18 protein-coding genes and 1 pseudogene are annotated in these 18,386 nt (G+C 38.8%); 10 read left to right on the forward strand and 9 right to left on the reverse strand.

Annotation, left to right across the window (positions count from 1 at the left end):
• Nucleotides 1–202: 202 nt before the first annotated feature.
• A complete protein-coding gene (locus tag AM629_RS01465) occupies nt 203–1,453 on the reverse strand; it encodes an MFS transporter (RefSeq protein ID WP_420806651.1) in 1,251 nt (416 codons plus the stop codon).
• A 144-nt stretch (nt 1,454–1,597) separates the two neighbouring features.
• Between AM629_RS01465 and AM629_RS01470 the strand changes: the two genes are divergently transcribed.
• The 3 genes from AM629_RS01470 to bioD all read left to right on the forward strand — a co-directional run bounded on the left by AM629_RS01470 (nt 1,598) and on the right by bioD (nt 4,634).
• Nucleotides 1,598–2,512 (forward strand): LysR family transcriptional regulator, encoded by a 915-nt coding sequence (locus tag AM629_RS01470; RefSeq protein ID WP_054475475.1) that lies wholly within the window; start codon nt 1,598–1,600, stop codon nt 2,510–2,512.
• Nucleotides 2,513–2,635: 123 nt separating this feature from the next.
• On the forward strand, nt 2,636–3,853 hold the full coding sequence (gene mlc, locus AM629_RS01475; RefSeq protein ID WP_161804201.1) for a sugar metabolism global transcriptional regulator Mlc: 1,218 nt from the start codon (nt 2,636–2,638) through the stop codon (nt 3,851–3,853).
• Between the two features lie 109 nt (nt 3,854–3,962).
• Complete coding sequence (gene bioD / locus AM629_RS01480; RefSeq protein WP_054475479.1) at nt 3,963–4,634, forward strand: dethiobiotin synthase; 672 nt, start codon at nt 3,963–3,965, stop codon at nt 4,632–4,634.
• 63 nt (nt 4,635–4,697) lie between these two features.
• Here the strand turns inward: bioD and AM629_RS01485 are convergent, their stop codons facing one another.
• The 4 genes from AM629_RS01485 to stlA all read right to left on the reverse strand — a co-directional run bounded on the left by AM629_RS01485 (nt 4,698) and on the right by stlA (nt 7,919).
• Nucleotides 4,698–4,970: a DUF1161 domain-containing protein gene (locus AM629_RS01485; protein WP_054475481.1), complete on the reverse strand. Its 273-nt coding sequence runs from the start codon at nt 4,968–4,970 to the stop codon at nt 4,698–4,700.
• Nucleotides 4,971–4,992: 22 nt separating this feature from the next.
• Nucleotides 4,993–5,355 (reverse strand): DUF1283 family protein, encoded by a 363-nt coding sequence (locus AM629_RS01490; protein ID WP_054475483.1) that lies wholly within the window; start codon nt 5,353–5,355, stop codon nt 4,993–4,995.
• A gap of 114 nt (nt 5,356–5,469) precedes the next feature.
• The gene (gene ydfG / locus AM629_RS01495; protein ID WP_054475486.1) at nt 5,470–6,219 is read right to left on the reverse strand and encodes a bifunctional NADP-dependent 3-hydroxy acid dehydrogenase/3-hydroxypropionate dehydrogenase YdfG; all 750 of its coding nucleotides are present in this window, start codon (nt 6,217–6,219) and stop codon (nt 5,470–5,472) included.
• Between the two features lie 101 nt (nt 6,220–6,320).
• Nucleotides 6,321–7,919 (reverse strand): phenylalanine ammonia-lyase StlA, encoded by a 1,599-nt coding sequence (stlA, locus tag AM629_RS01500; protein WP_054475488.1) that lies wholly within the window; start codon nt 7,917–7,919, stop codon nt 6,321–6,323.
• A gap of 415 nt (nt 7,920–8,334) precedes the next feature.
• Here stlA and AM629_RS01505 point away from each other — a divergent pair, with 415 nt between their 5' ends.
• A complete protein-coding gene (locus AM629_RS01505) occupies nt 8,335–10,029 on the forward strand; it encodes a glycoside hydrolase family 18 protein (protein WP_054475490.1) in 1,695 nt (564 codons plus the stop codon).
• Nucleotides 10,030–10,420: 391 nt separating this feature from the next.
• A complete protein-coding gene (locus AM629_RS01510; protein ID WP_054475492.1) occupies nt 10,421–11,299 on the forward strand; it encodes a hypothetical protein in 879 nt (292 codons plus the stop codon).
• Nucleotides 11,300–11,380: 81 nt separating this feature from the next.
• On the opposite strand, the gene AM629_RS01515 is transcribed toward AM629_RS01510, so the two are convergent.
• Both AM629_RS01515 and AM629_RS01520 read right to left on the reverse strand, forming a co-directional pair.
• Entirely contained in the window at nt 11,381–12,406 is a 1,026-nt protein-coding gene (locus AM629_RS01515; protein WP_054475494.1) for a P1 family peptidase, read from the reverse strand.
• Nucleotides 12,407–12,633: 227 nt separating this feature from the next.
• Nucleotides 12,634–13,513: pseudogene (locus AM629_RS01520) on the reverse strand (dihydrodipicolinate synthase family protein).
• Between the two features lie 268 nt (nt 13,514–13,781).
• Here AM629_RS01520 and AM629_RS01525 point away from each other — a divergent pair.
• A complete protein-coding gene (locus AM629_RS01525) occupies nt 13,782–14,225 on the forward strand; it encodes a cupin domain-containing protein (RefSeq protein WP_054475497.1) in 444 nt (147 codons plus the stop codon).
• 390 nt (nt 14,226–14,615) lie between these two features.
• On the opposite strand, the gene AM629_RS01530 is transcribed toward AM629_RS01525, so the two are convergent.
• Entirely contained in the window at nt 14,616–15,065 is a 450-nt protein-coding gene (locus AM629_RS01530) for a hypothetical protein (protein WP_054475499.1), read from the reverse strand.
• Nucleotides 15,066–15,353: 288 nt separating this feature from the next.
• On the opposite strand from AM629_RS01530, the gene AM629_RS24470 reads away from it, so the two are divergent.
• From AM629_RS24470 to AM629_RS01545, 4 genes are all read left to right on the forward strand, one after another.
• On the forward strand, nt 15,354–15,443 hold the full coding sequence (locus AM629_RS24470) for an S-4TM family putative pore-forming effector (protein WP_232832504.1): 90 nt from the start codon (nt 15,354–15,356) through the stop codon (nt 15,441–15,443).
• Nucleotides 15,444–15,749: 306 nt separating this feature from the next.
• Nucleotides 15,750–15,932, forward strand: a complete 183-nt coding sequence (locus AM629_RS01535) for a type II toxin-antitoxin system HicA family toxin (protein ID WP_054475500.1) — start codon at nt 15,750–15,752, stop codon at nt 15,930–15,932.
• Nucleotides 15,933–15,983: 51 nt separating this feature from the next.
• Nucleotides 15,984–16,391 (forward strand): type II toxin-antitoxin system HicB family antitoxin, encoded by a 408-nt coding sequence (locus tag AM629_RS01540; protein ID WP_054475502.1) that lies wholly within the window; start codon nt 15,984–15,986, stop codon nt 16,389–16,391.
• 358 nt (nt 16,392–16,749) lie between these two features.
• On the forward strand, nt 16,750–16,971 hold the full coding sequence (locus AM629_RS01545; RefSeq protein ID WP_054475504.1) for a type II toxin-antitoxin system Phd/YefM family antitoxin: 222 nt from the start codon (nt 16,750–16,752) through the stop codon (nt 16,969–16,971).
• 77 nt (nt 16,972–17,048) lie between these two features.
• Here the strand turns inward: AM629_RS01545 and AM629_RS01550 are convergent, their stop codons facing one another.
• Nucleotides 17,049–18,224 carry a DmpA family aminopeptidase gene (locus AM629_RS01550; protein ID WP_054475506.1) on the reverse strand — a complete coding sequence of 392 codons (1,176 nt, stop codon included), beginning with the start codon at nt 18,222–18,224 and terminating at the stop codon, nt 17,049–17,051.
• Between the last annotated feature and the right edge of the window lie 162 nt (nt 18,225–18,386).

The raw sequence follows: 18,386 nt of genomic DNA on the forward strand, positions 1-18,386 counted from the left end.
AAGCATCATTACATGGCTGTATAAAAAACAGGCTTAGCGTGGGATATTTTCCGTTTTCCAAACGGACCTCTAGGAGAGCTTTATATCCATACCCGGCCTGTTGTTCAATATCCATGAATAACGGTTTCGCTTCACGTTGATTCAATCTGGTATTGCTACATTGGTGCAGTTCAGCAATACCCAAATTGGGTGGTTATATTTCCTAATATGTTATTTTTGCATCAGGTAACTTAATGAGTTTAAACCCCAAAAATAAGGCTAAAAGGGTAAGAATGGTAATAAATAACACAACCCCATTCCAACCTAATTGAAGCCAGAATATACCACCAAGGGTACCTGCTACACTTGAGCCAGCATAGTAGCAAAAGAGATAAAGAGAAGAAGCTTGGGCTTTAGCCCGGCGAGCACGACGTCCAACCCAACTGCTAGCGACAGCATGTGCTGCAAAGAAACCGGAGGTTAATACTGTTATGCCAATCATAATCATCATTACAGACGATAGCATAGTAATAAGAATACCAACCAGCATCATACTAATCGTAGCTATCAAAACTTTTCCAAGTCCATATTTACGGGTTAATGCGCCTGCTTTAGATGCACTGTATGTACCTGCAAGATATACAATGGATAATATACCTACAGTTGACTGACTGAAATGATAAGGTGAGTCTAATAAACGATAACCTATATAATTAAACACCGTAATAAAGCCACCCATCAGCAAAAATGCCTCAGAAAATAATAATGGCAATCCTTTATCACGAAAGTGTAACTTCAGGTTTATCAATAAAGATTTTGGTTTCAAGGAGCTTGGACGAAAATGACGCGATTGAGGTAACATACGACAAAACATAATGGCAGCAATCAATGCAAATGCACCTAATACGATGATAGAAATACGCCATGAGAAATAATCAGTGATAATACCCGATATTAATCGTCCACTCATTCCACCAATAGAATTACCGCTGATATAAAGCCCCATTGATAAAGCAACAAAATTTGGATGAATTTCCTCACTAAGATAAGTCATAGCAACAGCAGCTACACCGCTGAGAGACAAACCAACCAGAATGCGTACAATTAGAATTCCAGACCAACTGGTCATAAATGCACTTAGTAAAGTGAAAATTGCAGCGGCAGACAATGCAGTTACCATGATATTTTTACGACCAATGGCATCAGACAAAGGACCCGTTATCAATAATCCCAAAGCCAGCATGCCAGTCGAAAGTGATAAAGATAAACTGCTGGTTGCCGGAGAAACACCAAAGTCCTCTGATAACATCGGTAGAATCGGCTGAACAAAATAGAGCAAGGCAAACGAGGCTAATCCTACAGTAAAGAGTGACAACGTCACTCTAATGTACAAAGCGTCTTTTTTCTGAATATAATTTTTCTCATTTTGAATATTTTGGACAAGATTCTTACCAGAAACCCGGTTTTCACTAATGCTATGGATAGTGCTCACATGAATCCTTACTTAACTCATAATAAGTAACTTTGGTTTTGACTAAATCAAGCATATGAATTGTGAAATATTTTGTCTAATATATTAATCATTCATAATGATATGTATTAAATATTAAAGGTGATTATGGCTATTGAATTACGGCATTTACGCTACTTTATTGCAGTTGCAGAAGAATTACATTTTGGTCGCGCGGCAGAACGGCTTAACATTTCACAGCCGCCATTAAGCCAACAAATTCAATCGCTTGAAAATAGTATAAACGCACAGTTACTAGAACGTAATAACCGAAATGTGAAACTGACTCCGGCAGGTAACATGTTTCTGGAGGAAGCTTACCAAATTCTGGCTCAGGTTGATGCTGCTGCAACAAAAGCAGCGAGAATGCAAAAAGGGGAATTAGGTGAAATATCAATCGGTTTCACCTCTACAACCCCTTTTATGCCGAAGGTCACTCTTAGTTTACGCCAATTCCGGGAGTGTTATCCGGAGGTATCTATTCATATGCACCAAATGAATACTAAACAACAGATCTCACCATTACTCACTGGGCGGATAGATATCGGTATCATGCGTAATACTCAATTACCAGATAACCTTGAGTATCGGCTATTATTTCGCGAATCTTTTGTACTTGCTGTTTGTGATGGACACCCTTTGTTGGAATTTACCCAGCAGGGAATAAAACTCGAAATGCTGGCTGGTTATCCATTGGTATTTTTTGAGCGCGAAGTCGGGACGGCTTTATATGATGAAATAATCACTTTACTCGCTGAAGCTGGCGTGACACCTATGATCTCACAGGAAGCAGGCGAAGCAATGACAATTCTCGGTCTTGTCTCTGCTGGGTTAGGGATAAGTGTTGTTACCGAGTCCTTTACGCGAATGAAAGTCGATGGTGTCCAATATATTCCAATAGCGGATAATCACTCTTTTTCTGAAGTGTGGTTGGTAAACCATAAAAATCGACCGGTATCAGCAGCAGCGAACAGGCTGATAAAATTACTCATATCTAACATTTTGAACGAGAAAAATGAGTAGAAATTAGCTAAATTTCGTGTTTAATATCACATATTGATTGAAAGAATGATACCTTTTGCCTAAAACATCGACATAATCAGCCTTCAATTATTTTGGAGCACGAATTAATTAACGAGCAAAAGGGTGAATATGGATGGACAACCAAGTCACATTGATCAAATAAAGCAGAATAATATTGGTACTGTTTACCGATTAATTGATCAATATGGCCCGATTTCCCGTATTGAGCTCTCTAAAAAAGCTCAACTAGCTCCAGCCAGTATTACCAAAATTGTCCGTGAGCTGGTTGATGCTCATTTAGTCATGGAAACAGAGTTTCTGGATTTAGGATTCAGAGGGCGTCCAGCAACCGGGCTGAGGCTTGCTTCTGAAAGTTGGCATTTTTTATGTGTCAGTATTAGTCTGGGAAATTTGATGTTGGGTCTTCGCGATCTCAGTGGCAAATTAATTGTTGAAGATGTATTGCCATTACCTGCCAACAATGACAAATCCTTTTTAGACAGAATTGTTGATGAAATTGATTCATTTTTCAGCTGCTATCAATCCTGTCTTGAGCGTTTGACGGCAATCAGTATTACTATAAATGCTATTGTTGATCCAACCAAAGGACTCATCCATAGTTTTCCTTACTATCAGGTTCAGGAATTGCCAATAAGTGAATATTTGCATCGCCGCACTGGACTACCGATATTTCTTCAACATGAAATAACCGCCTGGACGATAGCTGAATCATTATATGGGGCGGCAAAAAACTGCCAGAATATTATCCAAATTGTTATTGATGATAATATCGGTGCTGGCGTTATCATTGCAGGACAAACATTACATTCAGGTAACCGTAGTGTAATGGAAATAGGGCATATCCAATCTGAACCCAACGGTGAACTCTGCCAGTGCGGAAACTTAGGCTGTCTGGAAACCGTTACAAATATCAGCCATATTTTATCCAGAACAAAACAGTTGTTAACAACTGCCCCAGATTCTTTACTTAATGATGAGTCGCTAACTATTGAGTCACTCTGTCAGGCAGCCAATAAACGCGATATTTTAGCCATGGATATTATTCGTGATATAGGTGTGAAAATTGGTCGTATTATCGCAATTATGGTGAACCTATTTAATCCAGAGAAAATTTTGATTGGTTCTCCTCTTAACACTTGCCAGCAGATTTTATACCCGATCATCAATGAATGTATTAAACAGCAATCTTTGCCTGCTTATAGTAAACAAGTTACGTTGGTTGCAACGGAATTCAATAACTCTGGAACATTATCGGCTGTAGCCTCAGTTAAAAAAGCTTTATATGATGGTTCATTATTGATCAATTTGATGAAAGGATAATGATAATTGACCTAAACATTGAGCTAACGCAATCTCCTTGATAGCCACATACTCTAAACTTAACTCCTTATTAACTGGATTTTATCTGTCATTATGGAAAACAAAATTTATGTTAACTCGCTTATTTGTGACGGGGACAGATACCAACATCGGTAAAACAGTTGTTACCCGTGCATTATTACAAGTTTTTAATCGTGACGGAGCAACAGCAGTAGGTTATAAACCTATAGCTACAGAAGGGTATGAAACAGAAGAAGGAATGCGCAATCGAGATGCCGTAGTTTTGCAAAAATCCTCTCCCATCCAGCTTAAATATGAAGAAATAAACCCAGTTATCTGGAAAAGCAGTTACTGTGAAGAAAATCAGATTGATTTCGAACAGATGAAAAAAGGATTAAGTAACCTTAACAATAAAGCTGATCGCGTTATTATTGAAGGTAATGGCGGTTGGCGTGTATTGCTAAATGATGAGACTTTTTATTTTGATTGGGTTATTCGGGAAAAAATCCCAGTAATTTTAGTTGTTGGAATTCAGCCTGGTTGTATAAATCATTCGATTCTGACCGCACAGGCAATAATAAATGATGGTTTGCAGTTAGTTGGATGGGTAGCAAACAGAACTAATCCTGGTTTATCTTACTATGCAAAAGTTCTGGATAGGTTACGCCGTCACATCAACGCACCACAATTGGGTGAAATTCCTTATCTTTTACGTCCAGAAGAGAAAGATTTATCCAGCTATTTGGATATTTCTACCATATTAAAACAAACTGGAGAATAATTATGGATTTGAAATATTAAATAAGATATGGAAAGAGGGCATCCAAAGCCCTCTACGGAGAGTTTATTTTGCAACTGGCGAATTTGGGGATTGATTTACTTGCCGGGTATATACAATCTTTTGGGTATTATTCTCACAATGTCCAACGATCTTACCACTGGCTTGTTCAACTTGGTCATTAGGAACAATTTCCAACTTAAAGCTGGATTCCGGCACACCATTATTGATAATTTTTTGCGCAATCTGTGCTTTCACGCTTTCACATGAAGCTTGTGCAGAAAATGCAAATGGAGATACAGTAAAAATCAATGCACTAAATAAAAACGCTTTCTTCATGGTCATCACCTTTATTCAAATTTTACGGTCTAATAGGCATACCTGTATTGCTGTCTAGGCAACGTTCGGTATTCGGCTCCCAATAAGCGTTTATATTGGTACTTTTCATGCATGCATCACGGTTATCAATCGCTTTATCTAACTTATCAAATTCCTTCTCAGCACGTTTATTCACCTTGGTACGAATATTCTTGGTTTCATCCCATTGCTCTTTACTTTGACGGGCTGCTTCTTTCTCCATAGCCGTATCACCGCTACCATTTACTGTGACACAGGTACTGCTGGAGGTACAAGTTGCCGCCAATGCTGGCGCTTGCCACAGCAAAGGAATTACCAGAGCAATAGCTGATATAATTTTTAATATCAAAGACTTATAAATATTCATCTTTTATCCTCTTGAAAGAAAGTGGGACCCATTAATGGCACAATAGGGAATTATCAGATAGATAAACTATAAGATAGCATTGAGATATTCAACAAAATATCAAGAAGAATGTGATTATATATTTCTATGTACATTAAGCCCTGCGAATGACTGGCAAACTGGCATCATCTCTAATGTATTAATGTTGACATGATCAGGCAAGTTGGCAACCCAAAAAACAGCTTCTGCTACATCTTCGGCTGTTAATGCCTGTGCTCCATCGTAGGTTTTATTCACTTTATCGTTGTCACCTTTAAAACGTACTAAAGAAAACTCGGTGCCACCAACTAAACCAGGCTCGATATCAGTAACACGGATTTGTTTCCCCTGTAAATCTGCCCGTAAACCCAAACTAAATTGTTTTACAAATGCTTTAGTGGCGCCATAAACATTCCCGCCTGAATATGGCCAACTTGCAGCAGTAGAACCGATATTAATAATATGCCCACGGTCTCGTTTTACCATTTTAGGCAGCAGAGCATGGGTCATATTTACAAGCCCTTTGGTATTGGTGTCAATCATCATTTCCCAATCATCCGGGTTCGCCAGATACGCGGGTTCTAATCCAAGCGCTAAACCTGCATTATTAACTAAAACATCAATATCACGGAGTGATGCTGGCAATTGCTGTATAGCTTGGTTAATAGCCATCCGATCAGTAACATCAAGTTGAACAAAGTGAAATTTATCCCCTAATTCCTCTTTTAATTTTTTTAATCGTTCTTTACGGCGTCCAGCAGCAATAACACTAGAACCATGCTGAATGAATTTTCTAGCGATTGATTCACCAAAACCTGAAGTTGCTCCTGTCACAAAAACAATCATACAAAACCCCTTATTTACCGATATTGCTTTTATCCCAGCAAGTAAATGGGGTTCTGCATTTTTAGTCAAGAGATCATTGAAGAATTTCAGTAACTTTATTCTTATTCTTCAAGAATGATTTCTGGCAAAGGAAGTTGATCATTAATAATTGCATCTGCAATCCGAATTATATCTTTATCCAATGCACGATCTGCCTCCAGAGGAGAGCTGATTTCGCGTACCGCATGGTAAAACTTAGCTGTTTCAGGTGCAAGTTTACTAATATTGCCACGGAGATAAATTGCCTGACAAACTACCAGAATTGTCATTGAAACAATATTACGTAACTTCTGTTCCATCTCCAGAACATCTTGCGCGGCATGCAAACCCAAGCTCACAATATCTTGATTGTATTGCTCTGTCGCCAAAGTATGTATACCAGATGCAGCACAATCATGGCGAATTGCAGCAACCAAAGCTGTTTGTGAAAGTTGGATACCTTTCAGACCTTGGTACATACCGGGAGTTGGGCTAAGTGAATTTGGTAATCCACGGGAGAAACGGCTATCCATCATCAACGCTACAATTGCATGAAGATGATTGGCAATTAAAGCAATATCCAACTTTAATGCATCCATAGTCCGGGCAACATATTGCCCCATAAAATTCCCACCATGTAAAACATCACCATTTTCTGGATCAATCAAAGGATTATCATTAGCAGAAATAACTTCCCGCTCCAATATTTTTCGAGCTGTAGCTAAAGATTCTGGAACTATACCTAATATTTGCGGTGCACAACGAATTGAGTAAACTTCTTGTAAAGTATCATTTAGCCGGGTGATTTCTTGGTGACGCCAAGCTTTATTCGCTTGTTCTTTAATCCCTGCTAATAAATTGATCTGTGTCGAACCTTCCAATAAATTACGCAATGTACTAGCTACTGCTTTCTGTCCAGGATGGTTTTTAACTTGCTGAATTCTGGCATCATAATGTTCATGAGATGCGAGTAATGCTTCAACAGCCAATGCAATAGAAGAAAGTGTGGCTTTTAATAGTTTTTCCAGTTTAATAACTGTAACTGAACTGATACCCGACATCACCCGAGTGCCATTAATAAGAGCGAGTCCTTCTTTTGCTTGTAAGGATAACGGCGTCAATCCTGCACGTTTAATTGCCTCAGCCGCGCTAATTTCTTCGCCCATATAATTAACTTGACCAATACCACATAATGCCCGTGCAATATAAGATAAAGGAATTAAATCACCGCTTGCACCCACTGAGCCATATCGGGGAACCAGAGGCACAATATCATGGTTAAGATGATCGGCTATCGTTTGAGCGACAATTGGCCTAGTTGCAGACCAACCTTTGCAAACAGAAAGTAACACCGTAAATTGTGAAGCTCTAATACACGTTTTGGACATATAGTCCCCAGTGCCAGCAGAAAGAAAAGTTAACAAATTTTCCTGATGTTCTGAAATCTTCTCAAACGGCACAACTAAATTGGCATTTCCCCCAAATCCGGTATTAATCCCATATATCACCTCTCCTGAGTTTAATTTTTCCTCTAATTTTTCACGACCACGATTCAAAATATCTATGACACCCTTTGATATCTCTACTTTTTTCTGTTTTGTCGCAATCTGATCGATATCTTCCAGAGAGATAAAACCATTTTCATTAATAATAATGGTTGGCTGAATATCTTTAGCGGTCATTTTCATCTCCGTATAAAATAAGAATGATAATAATATATTAAAGAAACAAACTCCCTTAATGATACAAATTAGTATAAGTATAAAACACAGAAAAATAGCCACCTGAAAATAAAATTAAAATCAATGGTTCGTAAAAATTAATTTACGGAATTTTATTTAAATTGGAAGTTATGATAATGTCAAATTAATATATTTTCAAATTGAGACTATTGCTTTTAATTTTTCCATCTTATAATAAACAAGTGATAATATCATACACATTGACATAAAATTAAGTTAACCATTAACAATCAAAAAAATAGCAATTAGTTGTTTTCCTAATAAAACAAGTTAGACTGTAATTGCATCACTGTAAGAAATAAAGTTGCGGAATGTTAATCAACATAAATAAATTGATATATAATCGAGGTCATTTATGTCAAAAATAATCCAGACAGATTTTCTTAGTGAACAGTCTTACCAAATAGATAATTTCAACCCATCAACGGAGACAATAAATTTCAGTTACACATCAGGGAGAGTTTTATTACCTGTTTATAATAAATATGATACACGAAATAAACCGAAAATTTTCGGGTATTATACAGATTGGTCACAATATGATGGCAGATTACAAGGGAATCAAGATCCCACCAGTCGAGGTAGAGGAATAGATTTACAACACCTTTTAGATAATCCTTTCGCTTATGATAAATTAATTATTGGGTTCTGTGGAATATTAGGTGATGAAGGTGAAAAAAAGCAGCAAATTAAAGAACAAGCACCACTATTTAACCGTACCAATAATGGAGAAGTGACATTTACAGATGCATGGGGTGATTGCCAGTCTTATCAGAATTGTACTTATGCTGGTTGGCAGGATATCCAAATGCCAAGGGATTTTGATCAATCTAAAAGTATGGGCGTATTAGGTGGATTGGCTAAAATTCAACAGGCTGCAAAAGCTCAGGGCCATGACCTTATTATGTCATTCAGTGTTGGTGGTTGGACCATGAGTAATGGTTTTTATAATATGGTCAGAGATGAAACACTGAAATCTTATTTCTGCTCAAGTCTGGTTGATATATTCCAACGTTTTCCCATGTTTACTGAGATTGATATTGACTGGGAATATCCAGGAGTTGCAGGGAACGAAGGTAATATTTACGCGCCTGATGATGGTGATTATTATATTAGCTTAATTCAGGACTTAACAGCTGCTTTCAAAGAAGCAGGGCGTTCAGATATAAAAATAAGCATAGCCTGTTCCGCAGTACCAGAAAAAATGGAGAAATCAAAAATACCAGAATTATTGAAAGCCGGACTATATGGTATTAACGTGATGACCTATGATTTCTTTGGTACTCCATGGGCTGAAAAACTGCTACATCATACGAATCTCCGTAATTATCCAGAAGGTGAGAATAGTGTAGAAAAAGCGGTTGAATATTTACTAAGTATTGGTGTTCCAGCATCTGCAATCAATATTGGTTATGCTGGATATTCACGCAATGCTAGAAATACCGTTATTGATAGCTATTCTCCATTGTCTGGTAGTTATGATCCTGGCTATGTTCCGAAAAAAGATCCCAAAATTACGACAACAGGCTCGTTTGAATCAGGAACAATAGAATGGTACGACACAATATATAATTATTTGGATTTAGAAGGAAAGAAAGGGAGGAATAACTTTAAATTATATACAGATGAAATAGCAGATGCTGATTATCTCTACAATGAGGAAAGCAAATTGTTTATTTCGACTGACACCCCTCGTTCCGTTAAATCCAAGGCTCAATATGCATTGGAGAAGAACTTGGGTGGAATATTTACATGGACCGCAGACCAAGACCGAGGTTTGTTAGTCAATGCCGCAAGAGAAGGTCTTGGCTGTGAGCTAATTACCCAAAAAATAGATATGACGCCATTCTACTTCAAAGGTGTCAATGTTGATCCGGGTGATCAGGACAAGGGCGGAGATTACCCAACATGGGATGCAAATAATGAGTATAAAGCTGGCGATAAAGTCAGCTGGAAAGGTCAAAACTGGGAAGCTAAATGGTGGAATAGGGGAACCGTACCTGACGGCGCTGGAACATCTGATGATGCTTATCCCTGGATAAAAATTTAATAATTAATTAAACCCAAGCCACCAGTACAATATATGTACTGGTGGTGTTATTTCTTTCTTTAATCTGCATATATACCCGTCATCTTTCAAGTTGCTGCTTTGTTGGCTGCGTTCTCTTGCCGCCGCTCTGCAATTTGAAATTTATTGGGTATAGCATTTTAAGCACTACGTAATAAAATTCCAACAATTTCATTACCGAAGTGGACTTTTAGCTTTGTGTTTACAGTTTCTGATTTGTCATAAAATTAATATTTAATCGTGATGTAGGCATTAACTTGGTTTAGAGTTATTTTATATAAATATACAATATAGAGTGGAGGATATTTAAATAAGTTAATATTAATCTTATTTTTATTATTCCGCGCTTAGACTATTCAAAGGATTTATAAATATGTTCGAGAATGACTTTGGTGTTCGCCAGCAAGTTAAGAGAGAATTTATTTGGGAAGGGCACATGAAGGCGATTGAAAAAGCGTCTAAAATGGGTAATTTTGCTGTCAGTTTTCGGGCGGCAGGTGAACCAACTCTGAAAGCGCTTAGTAAAGGCGCTGCCGCGAAAGGACACGATATTCTTGAAAAAACAATTAAACCTAGTTCAATTAGAAAAGCATATTTTGGAGATGAAGCTTCAGATGTCATAAATAAGGTGCGGAAGGCATCTATTGAGGGTTATGTCGGTCACTGGGATAAAAAAAGTGGTCATCTTAAAGGTATATATATGAGCAGTGGTGACAGAAGAATTTATCCAATAGATTTAAACAATCTCGAGGCAAGTCTCTCTTCCTTAAAAGGAAAAGAAAACTGGGCCGCGCTGCCTTTCACTGGTGACTATGATATGCATGACATGATTAGTTTCACGACGCAACCACATTCAGTTCCATCTGCTTCATTAGAAGAAAAGAAAATAATCGATCTGATTAACCGATTTATTGCCCACGCTGATTTAAACCGGCCATTTGAAGATATAGAACATAATGTTATCAGACATGGTCCTCAGGTAAGTTATCCTGCTTTTGCTATGGACAAAGAGAGAGAAGAAGTCAAAAAACGAGGTGGGATTGTCAAAGTTGTTGCCGAACCTGGAGAGTTTCCAGTTGCTATCATCTGTAAAGGAAAATGGATAATAGCCAATGATATTTATGAATTAGAAAAGTTTTACAACAAGGTTGGTGCAAAAATGAAAGTGAGTTGGAAACCGGGCGCTGGAAATCCGGGCTTTGTTCCTAATCCTAAAAAACCGGGTATGGCAAGATTTAGTCGGAAAAAATAAACATTACTGTTAATTGTATTAGCTCAGGCCAAATCACCCTTTTAACTCATTCGTGAAAAGGGTGGTAAGACGTTTTGGATTTCATCGTACTTCTTTGTTGGCTCCGGTGACACTTGGGACGTCACTGGATATAGAAGTATTTGCTAAATCAGCATAACCTCTAACCCCAAATTTTGACTTAGCTGATTTCACAGCATCTAAAACCGCAACAGCCATAACCTCCGCTGCAAGCATACCAACAATATTCACCGATGAATCTACACCACCTGTTGTCGCTGCAAAAATAGTGTCCCCGTCACTCATGGTATGAACAGGATATATCGTCCTCGCAAGCCCATCATGAGCCATCTGGGCAACTTTTTTCATCTGACTTTTATTCATATTTGCGTTACAACAAATTATGCCAATGGTCGTATTTTTCCCCTGAGTGAAATGATGATCTTTATAATTTTCTAAAACGTAGGAAATAAGATCGATAAGGTGGCCATTTTCATCACATGCACCTGCAATAGTTTTACCATTTTTAGGGTCTCTGATTTCACCAACAGCATTTACAACAACCATGGCGCCGACTGTCAGTCCCCCAGCTAACTTAACAGATGCTGTCCCAAGCCCACCTTTCATAGCTTTATCAAAACCGGCCATTTTACCTATAGTGGCCCCAGCACCTGCACCAATATTGCCCGATGGAAAAGAATTTGTAGAAGCATTTTTCGATGCAATATAGCCCATATTAGCGTCAGGACGAACAGCAGGATCACCAAAATTTAGATCAAATATGATTGCGGCAGGAACGATAGGCACAACAGCGACACCGACATCAAAACCTTTTTTTCTTTCTTCAAGATAGCGCATGACGCCAGAGGCGGAATCTAATCCAAAAGCACTCCCTCCACTTAGCACCAATGCGTTGGTTTTCTGAACAGTATTAATAGGGTCTAAAAGCTCGGTTTCCCTTGTCCCCGGAGCAGAACCTCTGACATCAACACCACAAACAGCCCCATCGTCGAAAATAATTACGCTACAACCGGTTTGTTTCAACTCATCTTCAGCATGCCCAACTTTGATACCCGGTACATCCAGGATTGTTCCATTTGTCTTATACATAAATTACCCACCTTAATCTTTAAAGTTATTCATAAAGTATATTAATGATTTTGCAGTAAATCATAGCAAAGACGACTAAACAAACTGTGATTTTTGGCATGAATTCAGCTTGATAAACGAAGGGGGGATATTCAAGGTTAGACAGAGATTATGCACTTATGAAAAGAAAGATGGCTCTCTTCGCCGGAAAAGGAAATTTCCGGCGAGCATATTTTTCATCATTTAGTTTAAATAAGTTTTTTTAAATCTTCGAGAATAGCATCTAGCTGATCTCGGGACTGACCTGATAATGATTTGAGTGGAAAGGGAAGGCAAGGGGCGGTTACTTTGTTCAGCAACTCAGCGGCGGCTGCGGTGACCCTGAGGCTACCATGGGTTCTGAAAAGCCTCCAGACAGGCTCAAGGGCAGCCGACAACATCTGTACCGTTTTTTCATCATTATCCTTTGCTGCGCGGGTAATAGCCTGTGCAGTTTGCGGAAAAAGTCCACCTATAACAGAGAACCAGACATCACATCCCGCACAAAGACCCGTCGCCGCTGATTCCGAGCGAAACGTGGCCGGGAAGGCGGGAACGAAGTGCATTCACCCGTTGTGTAGCCAAAGACAGCTCTTGCGGCAAGCGAGCAAGTTTGAGCGAGCTGACAAACGGTAAACTGGCAATATTAATCAGTAACTCATCGTTGAATTCAAAACCTGTCGTTGCAGGATTATCATAGACACAGAGCGGCACGGATAGATGGCGGCTGACTTCTTCATAGAGTGAATACACCTCATCCGGTGTGGGGCGTTGGTAAGAAACAGGAGCCAGCATTACCGCGCTAGCACCCGCGTGCTGGGCATCTTCAGCAAGATTGAGTATATCTGCTACACGCAGCGCTCCAATGCTGACCATAACCGGTATACCGTTCGCATGTTCAACAGCTAGTCGGGCGACATGTGCACGTTCCGGCAATGTAAGATAGGCGTAGCTCCCCGTCGATCCCAGTGCGCCGACAGAATCCACTCCAGCCTCAACAAGATTTTCAATAAGCGAGATAAATGTTTTCTCATCCACCTTATTGCCACACAGCGGTGTTAAAGGAAAAGCACTCAATCCGGTAAACATTTTTTTCTCCTGTTTCTTAATAAATGAATAATTGAAGCTACCCGTGAGAATCAACTAATTATTTTTCTTCCAGACTGATGAGATTAGTTTCAATTCTAATAATAGCGGGTTCACCATCTTATGGATACGGCTTTACAAGCCTGTTTTAACGCATCCTCACGGACCCGCGATTGTTCAATTGACGGAATAACAGAAATCATTAGATAATCTTATATTGACTAATTGCCACAGGTCACCTACCCAATTATTTATGTACAAGGAATCCCATATGCGGCTATCTATTCAAACTTTATCACTCTTCTTTACATCTTTTGCTTTCCTCATTACTCCGTTTTTCACTCAAGCACATAGCAGCAATACTGCGGGTATTAACGTTGAAAAATTGCTTGAGACTGAAAAATCTTGGGATGGCGTGCCTTATCAGGGATATCCTAAAGGTACACCTCAGCTTTCAGTTCTCAAAATTACTATTGCTCCAAATACCAGCCTTGACTGGCATCAGCACCCGATACCTAATGCCGCTTACGTGCTGAACGGGGTGTTAACGGCAGAGAAAAAATCCAGTGGTGAAAAACGTCTTATAAAGGCGGGAGAGGTGTTACCTGAGATGGTTGACAGCACTCATCGCGGTTACACAGGCAAAGAAGGCGTTACTCTCTTGGTCTTCTACGCGGGGCAAAAAGATATCCCGCTTTCTAAACCCGCTGAGTAAAAATCATTCAGTCATGAAGACGAAAGAACGTGTCAGCGTTGGGATGGCCTGAATTCTCCTGTCAGCAAAAACAGCATGGATGATATTTTTGTAATGGCAACGAAAGACTTAAATGTATAAGTTTTCCGAGTTGGCTGATGAAGACATATTTAATATTGCCCGTCACACGATACAGCAGTAAGTTGTTATTCCAAGTTTAAAATGTCACTCCATTTCCATATCAGTTACACGTAGCGAAAACCTGTTGCCAAACTAAAAATGCTGGCAACAGGTTTATGCAACATAGAACTCACGGGGAGTAAGCTCAAAGATTATTCATTCTTTTTTCCCCTCTTACTTCGAGGGAAGTACAAAATAAAAAATGAATAAATCCTGACCATAATTTATTACTTAAAACACCAGCGAAAAAAACCATGGATGATAGCCAGCAGGAGTAGCAGAAAGACAAATTCTATGACGCTGACCAATAGGATCATATACAATAATAATATATTCATTGTCTAATGAATATAAGCTATAACCTCCTGAGTACTCTTGCTTTAGCTCTACCTGTAATTTTGGTTTTGTGGGAGATGGAAACGCGAGCTCAATGCCCATATAACTTTTGTTTCCAACAGTAAAAGCATCTCCGCGTACCCAATACAAATCTTTATTCAGTTGAGAAATAGTTGTAATCGCTCCAGACATGGGCGCATTAATATTGAGCACCCATTGAAATGTTGGGTCTGTAAAACTTGATATAGATTCAGCTGTTAATATAGTTACACCACCGACCACTACTCCAGCTTTCGCATGTTTATTAACAGAACCATCCCAATTATGAATATGATATGCAGCCATTTTTTAAAACCTCCAATTAAAATTAACAATTATAAATAACATTCCAAAATAGTGCTACACCTTGTACAACGTATAATCCGGGTCGAAGACCATGTGTGTATCAGAATTATGAAACCTTATTTATACTAGATCATAAAAAATTTTTTTATATTCTTATTTTTATATATGCCTCAATAATAACCATAATATTTCGACACTGTTTGTAAAATTTCTATAAATAGTGAAAATATAGATGCACAGCTTGGTTTTATTTCAATGAAATTATTTTTTCTGGTATTTTCCCCCTCAATGAAAAAGACTGCGTTGACCATTCAGGAAATATATGACTGTGATGTTCTACACATTCCATGGAACGAGTTTAAAGTTGGAAAAAATTAGTCGTGAAAATATTTTTAAAGCATATTCTTACTATAAAAAAGGGTGATAATAGTCAATTTCATAACAGAGCACCACGTAATCCGCGCTTCAGCGGGATCAATACGAGAATTGGTTTAAATGCCATCAATTGAGCTAGGTCTTAATCTAGGTTTAATGAGTAATGTTAGTTATTCGCGTCCTAAACCTGTGAGTGACAAAATAGTCGGCTACCCGAACAATATTGCTCATACCCACCATGGGTTCTGGTGTTGATGGTGGGTATGAGAGGTGCTATTATTCTCTTGGTTTTGATTAAAGAGAGGGATAATGTCTAGCGATGAACTAATAAAGCAAATCAAAGCGGTTGACTGGAATTTTGTGCGAGCCAATGGTTCGCACCATGTTTTTGAGAAATCAGGGGAACCCAGCCCGATAGTAATTCCGCATCCGCGCAAAGATTTGGCGGTCGGGACGCTCAATAAAATACTTAAACAAGCAGGACTGAAATAACTTAATTAAGCGGTTGAAAGGCCGCTCTTTAATCAAAGAGAAGGTGTAAGCATGAGATATCCTATTTATTTACATCAGGCTGACGACGGATCGTTTTCTGGTTTTGTGCCAGACGTGATCGGATGTTACTTTGCTGGTGATACCATTGACGACGCTATTAGCGATGCTCAAAACGCATTAGATACTTATTTTGAATACATGAGCGAAAAGGGTGAGGCTCCAGCACAAGCCAGAACTGTTGCTGACCATCTAAGCAATGAAGATTGCACTGGCGGTAGTTGGGCTTATGTTGATATGGATTTAACTAAATACGATGGAAAAGCCATCAAGCTAAACATTACTATGCCTCAATTTTTATTGGGTAGAATTGATGAATACGTGAACTCACATCGTGAGTATCATAGCCGCAGCGGATTCTTGGCTGAATTGGCTCGGCGTGAGCTGTCGAAACACTCGTAAGATAATTCCTCTATCAAAACCATGAAAAGCCTGCTGTTAGCGGGCTTTTTCTTTTAAGAATACCAAAGTGATATGACTATATTGGTGTTATAACCATAGTGCGCCTAATGTATATTATGTTAAATTTGGTCCGCCATTCATTTAGTTCATAACCGCCCGCAGACCACGATCAATCATACAGTTACCCCGCCCCCATATTCTTCTTGCAGGACGTTATTGTCGGCGAAAAGCGGATTGTCTAATGTTACGTAAGTGATTATGGGTGATTTTATATGCCGATGAAATGTATTTACACATTAGCCCTAGGGTAATGTACAATTTAAACGTACACTATACTCGTACATATCAGGAAATAACCATGCAAACCTATACCACCACACAGGCCAGAGCCAATATTTCCACCGTACTGGATACCGCGTTAAATGGTGAGCCTGTTGAAATCACCCGTCGTGACGGCAGTGCCGCCGTGCTGATCAGCAAAGCCGAATTCGAGGCCTATCAAAATTCCAAACTGGATGCGGAATTTGATGCCATCATGCAACGGCATGAACACACGATCAAGGCGCTGACTGACCGATGAAAACTGTCAGTCAGTTAGCTCAATATTTGCGGGAATTGGTGGACAGCTCGGATTCACCTTGTCTGAACTAATATCTCTCAGGTGATATTAAGTACATTATGTTTTTTTAATATCTCTTTAACCCTATCTTTAGGAATAGGATAGGAAGTATTACCATTTCTCCCAACCATTTTTTTAGCGGCAATCATGGCATTAATTATTGCTTCTTCTGTTGCGTTTATTGTTGCTTCATATAAAGGATCTAGTTTGTCATTTGGCATAATTTTTATTGTTTTTGCCTTATCTCTGGAGAATGCATCATTATTTGCGGTTGAAAATGCAATAAATATCTCACCGCTAGTATTTCTGGCTACACCACCTACTTTTGCAAGCCCAAGAGATACCCTTTTGGCTATTTTTTCTAATTGGTGAGGCGCTAATGGTGCATCTGTGGCTACGACGGCTATTATAGAACCCGCATCCTTTATTTTTTTCTTACTCCCATGATATATCGGCTCAAGATCCTGTATTTCTTTACCAACCGGAATCCCCGCAATAATTAAGTCATCACGATTACCAAAGTTGCCCTGAACAAGAACTCCAACAGTATATCCTCCATCTTCTTTATCCAGAACTCTTGATGAAGTACCTGTGCCCCCTTTAAATTTAAAAAGGTTCATTCCCGTTCCCCCACCGACATTACCCTCTTCTATCGCTCCTGATTTAGCACTATTCAACGCATTATATACATGTTCTTTTTTTACATGCATACCGTTTATATCATTTAATATTCCATCCCACGTTTCTGCAACCACAGGTAATAACCAAAATAAATCATCTTTTAGTGGTGATGTTAGATTGTTATCAATCATCCAGCTAATTGTTGAGTCTCTGACCACTCCAACGCTATGAGTGTTAGTGATTAATATTGGCGTTTCCAAGAAACCACTCTCTTTGACCCATTGATTGCCTGTCATATCTCCATTTCCATTTAAAGAGAATATACCCGAAAATACTGGGCTAAATTTCTTCCCCCTTGGCAATATAGCTGTCACGCCGGTTCTTATTGGGCCTTTTCTAACCTCTAGCTTGCCATTGCCTTCTATTATGGTTGAATAGCCAACTTGTACACCGCTGACATCTGTAATCGCATTATATTTCCCCGTTACGCCAGAGAACGGAATGCCTAAGTCCCTTGCTCTCATCTCATTGGCTAAAGAATTGGAAGCTATTATTGTCGATATAGATAAAATTATAATATTCAATATTTTCACAATTACTCCTTGTAATTAACTTGTAGGCTCAAGATCAGAATATCAAGATCCACAATATAATATGAAAAGGATTCGTTTTCGGCCAGTCTGTATGCCCTTTTGTATCTTTTTTCGGGATCTCGGTTAAAAAATTTCCATCACTAAATATTCAACATAAGTTAA

It is taken from the genome of Photorhabdus heterorhabditis, from assembly GCF_001280945.1.
Classification (GTDB): Bacteria; Pseudomonadota; Gammaproteobacteria; order Enterobacterales; family Enterobacteriaceae; genus Photorhabdus; species Photorhabdus heterorhabditis.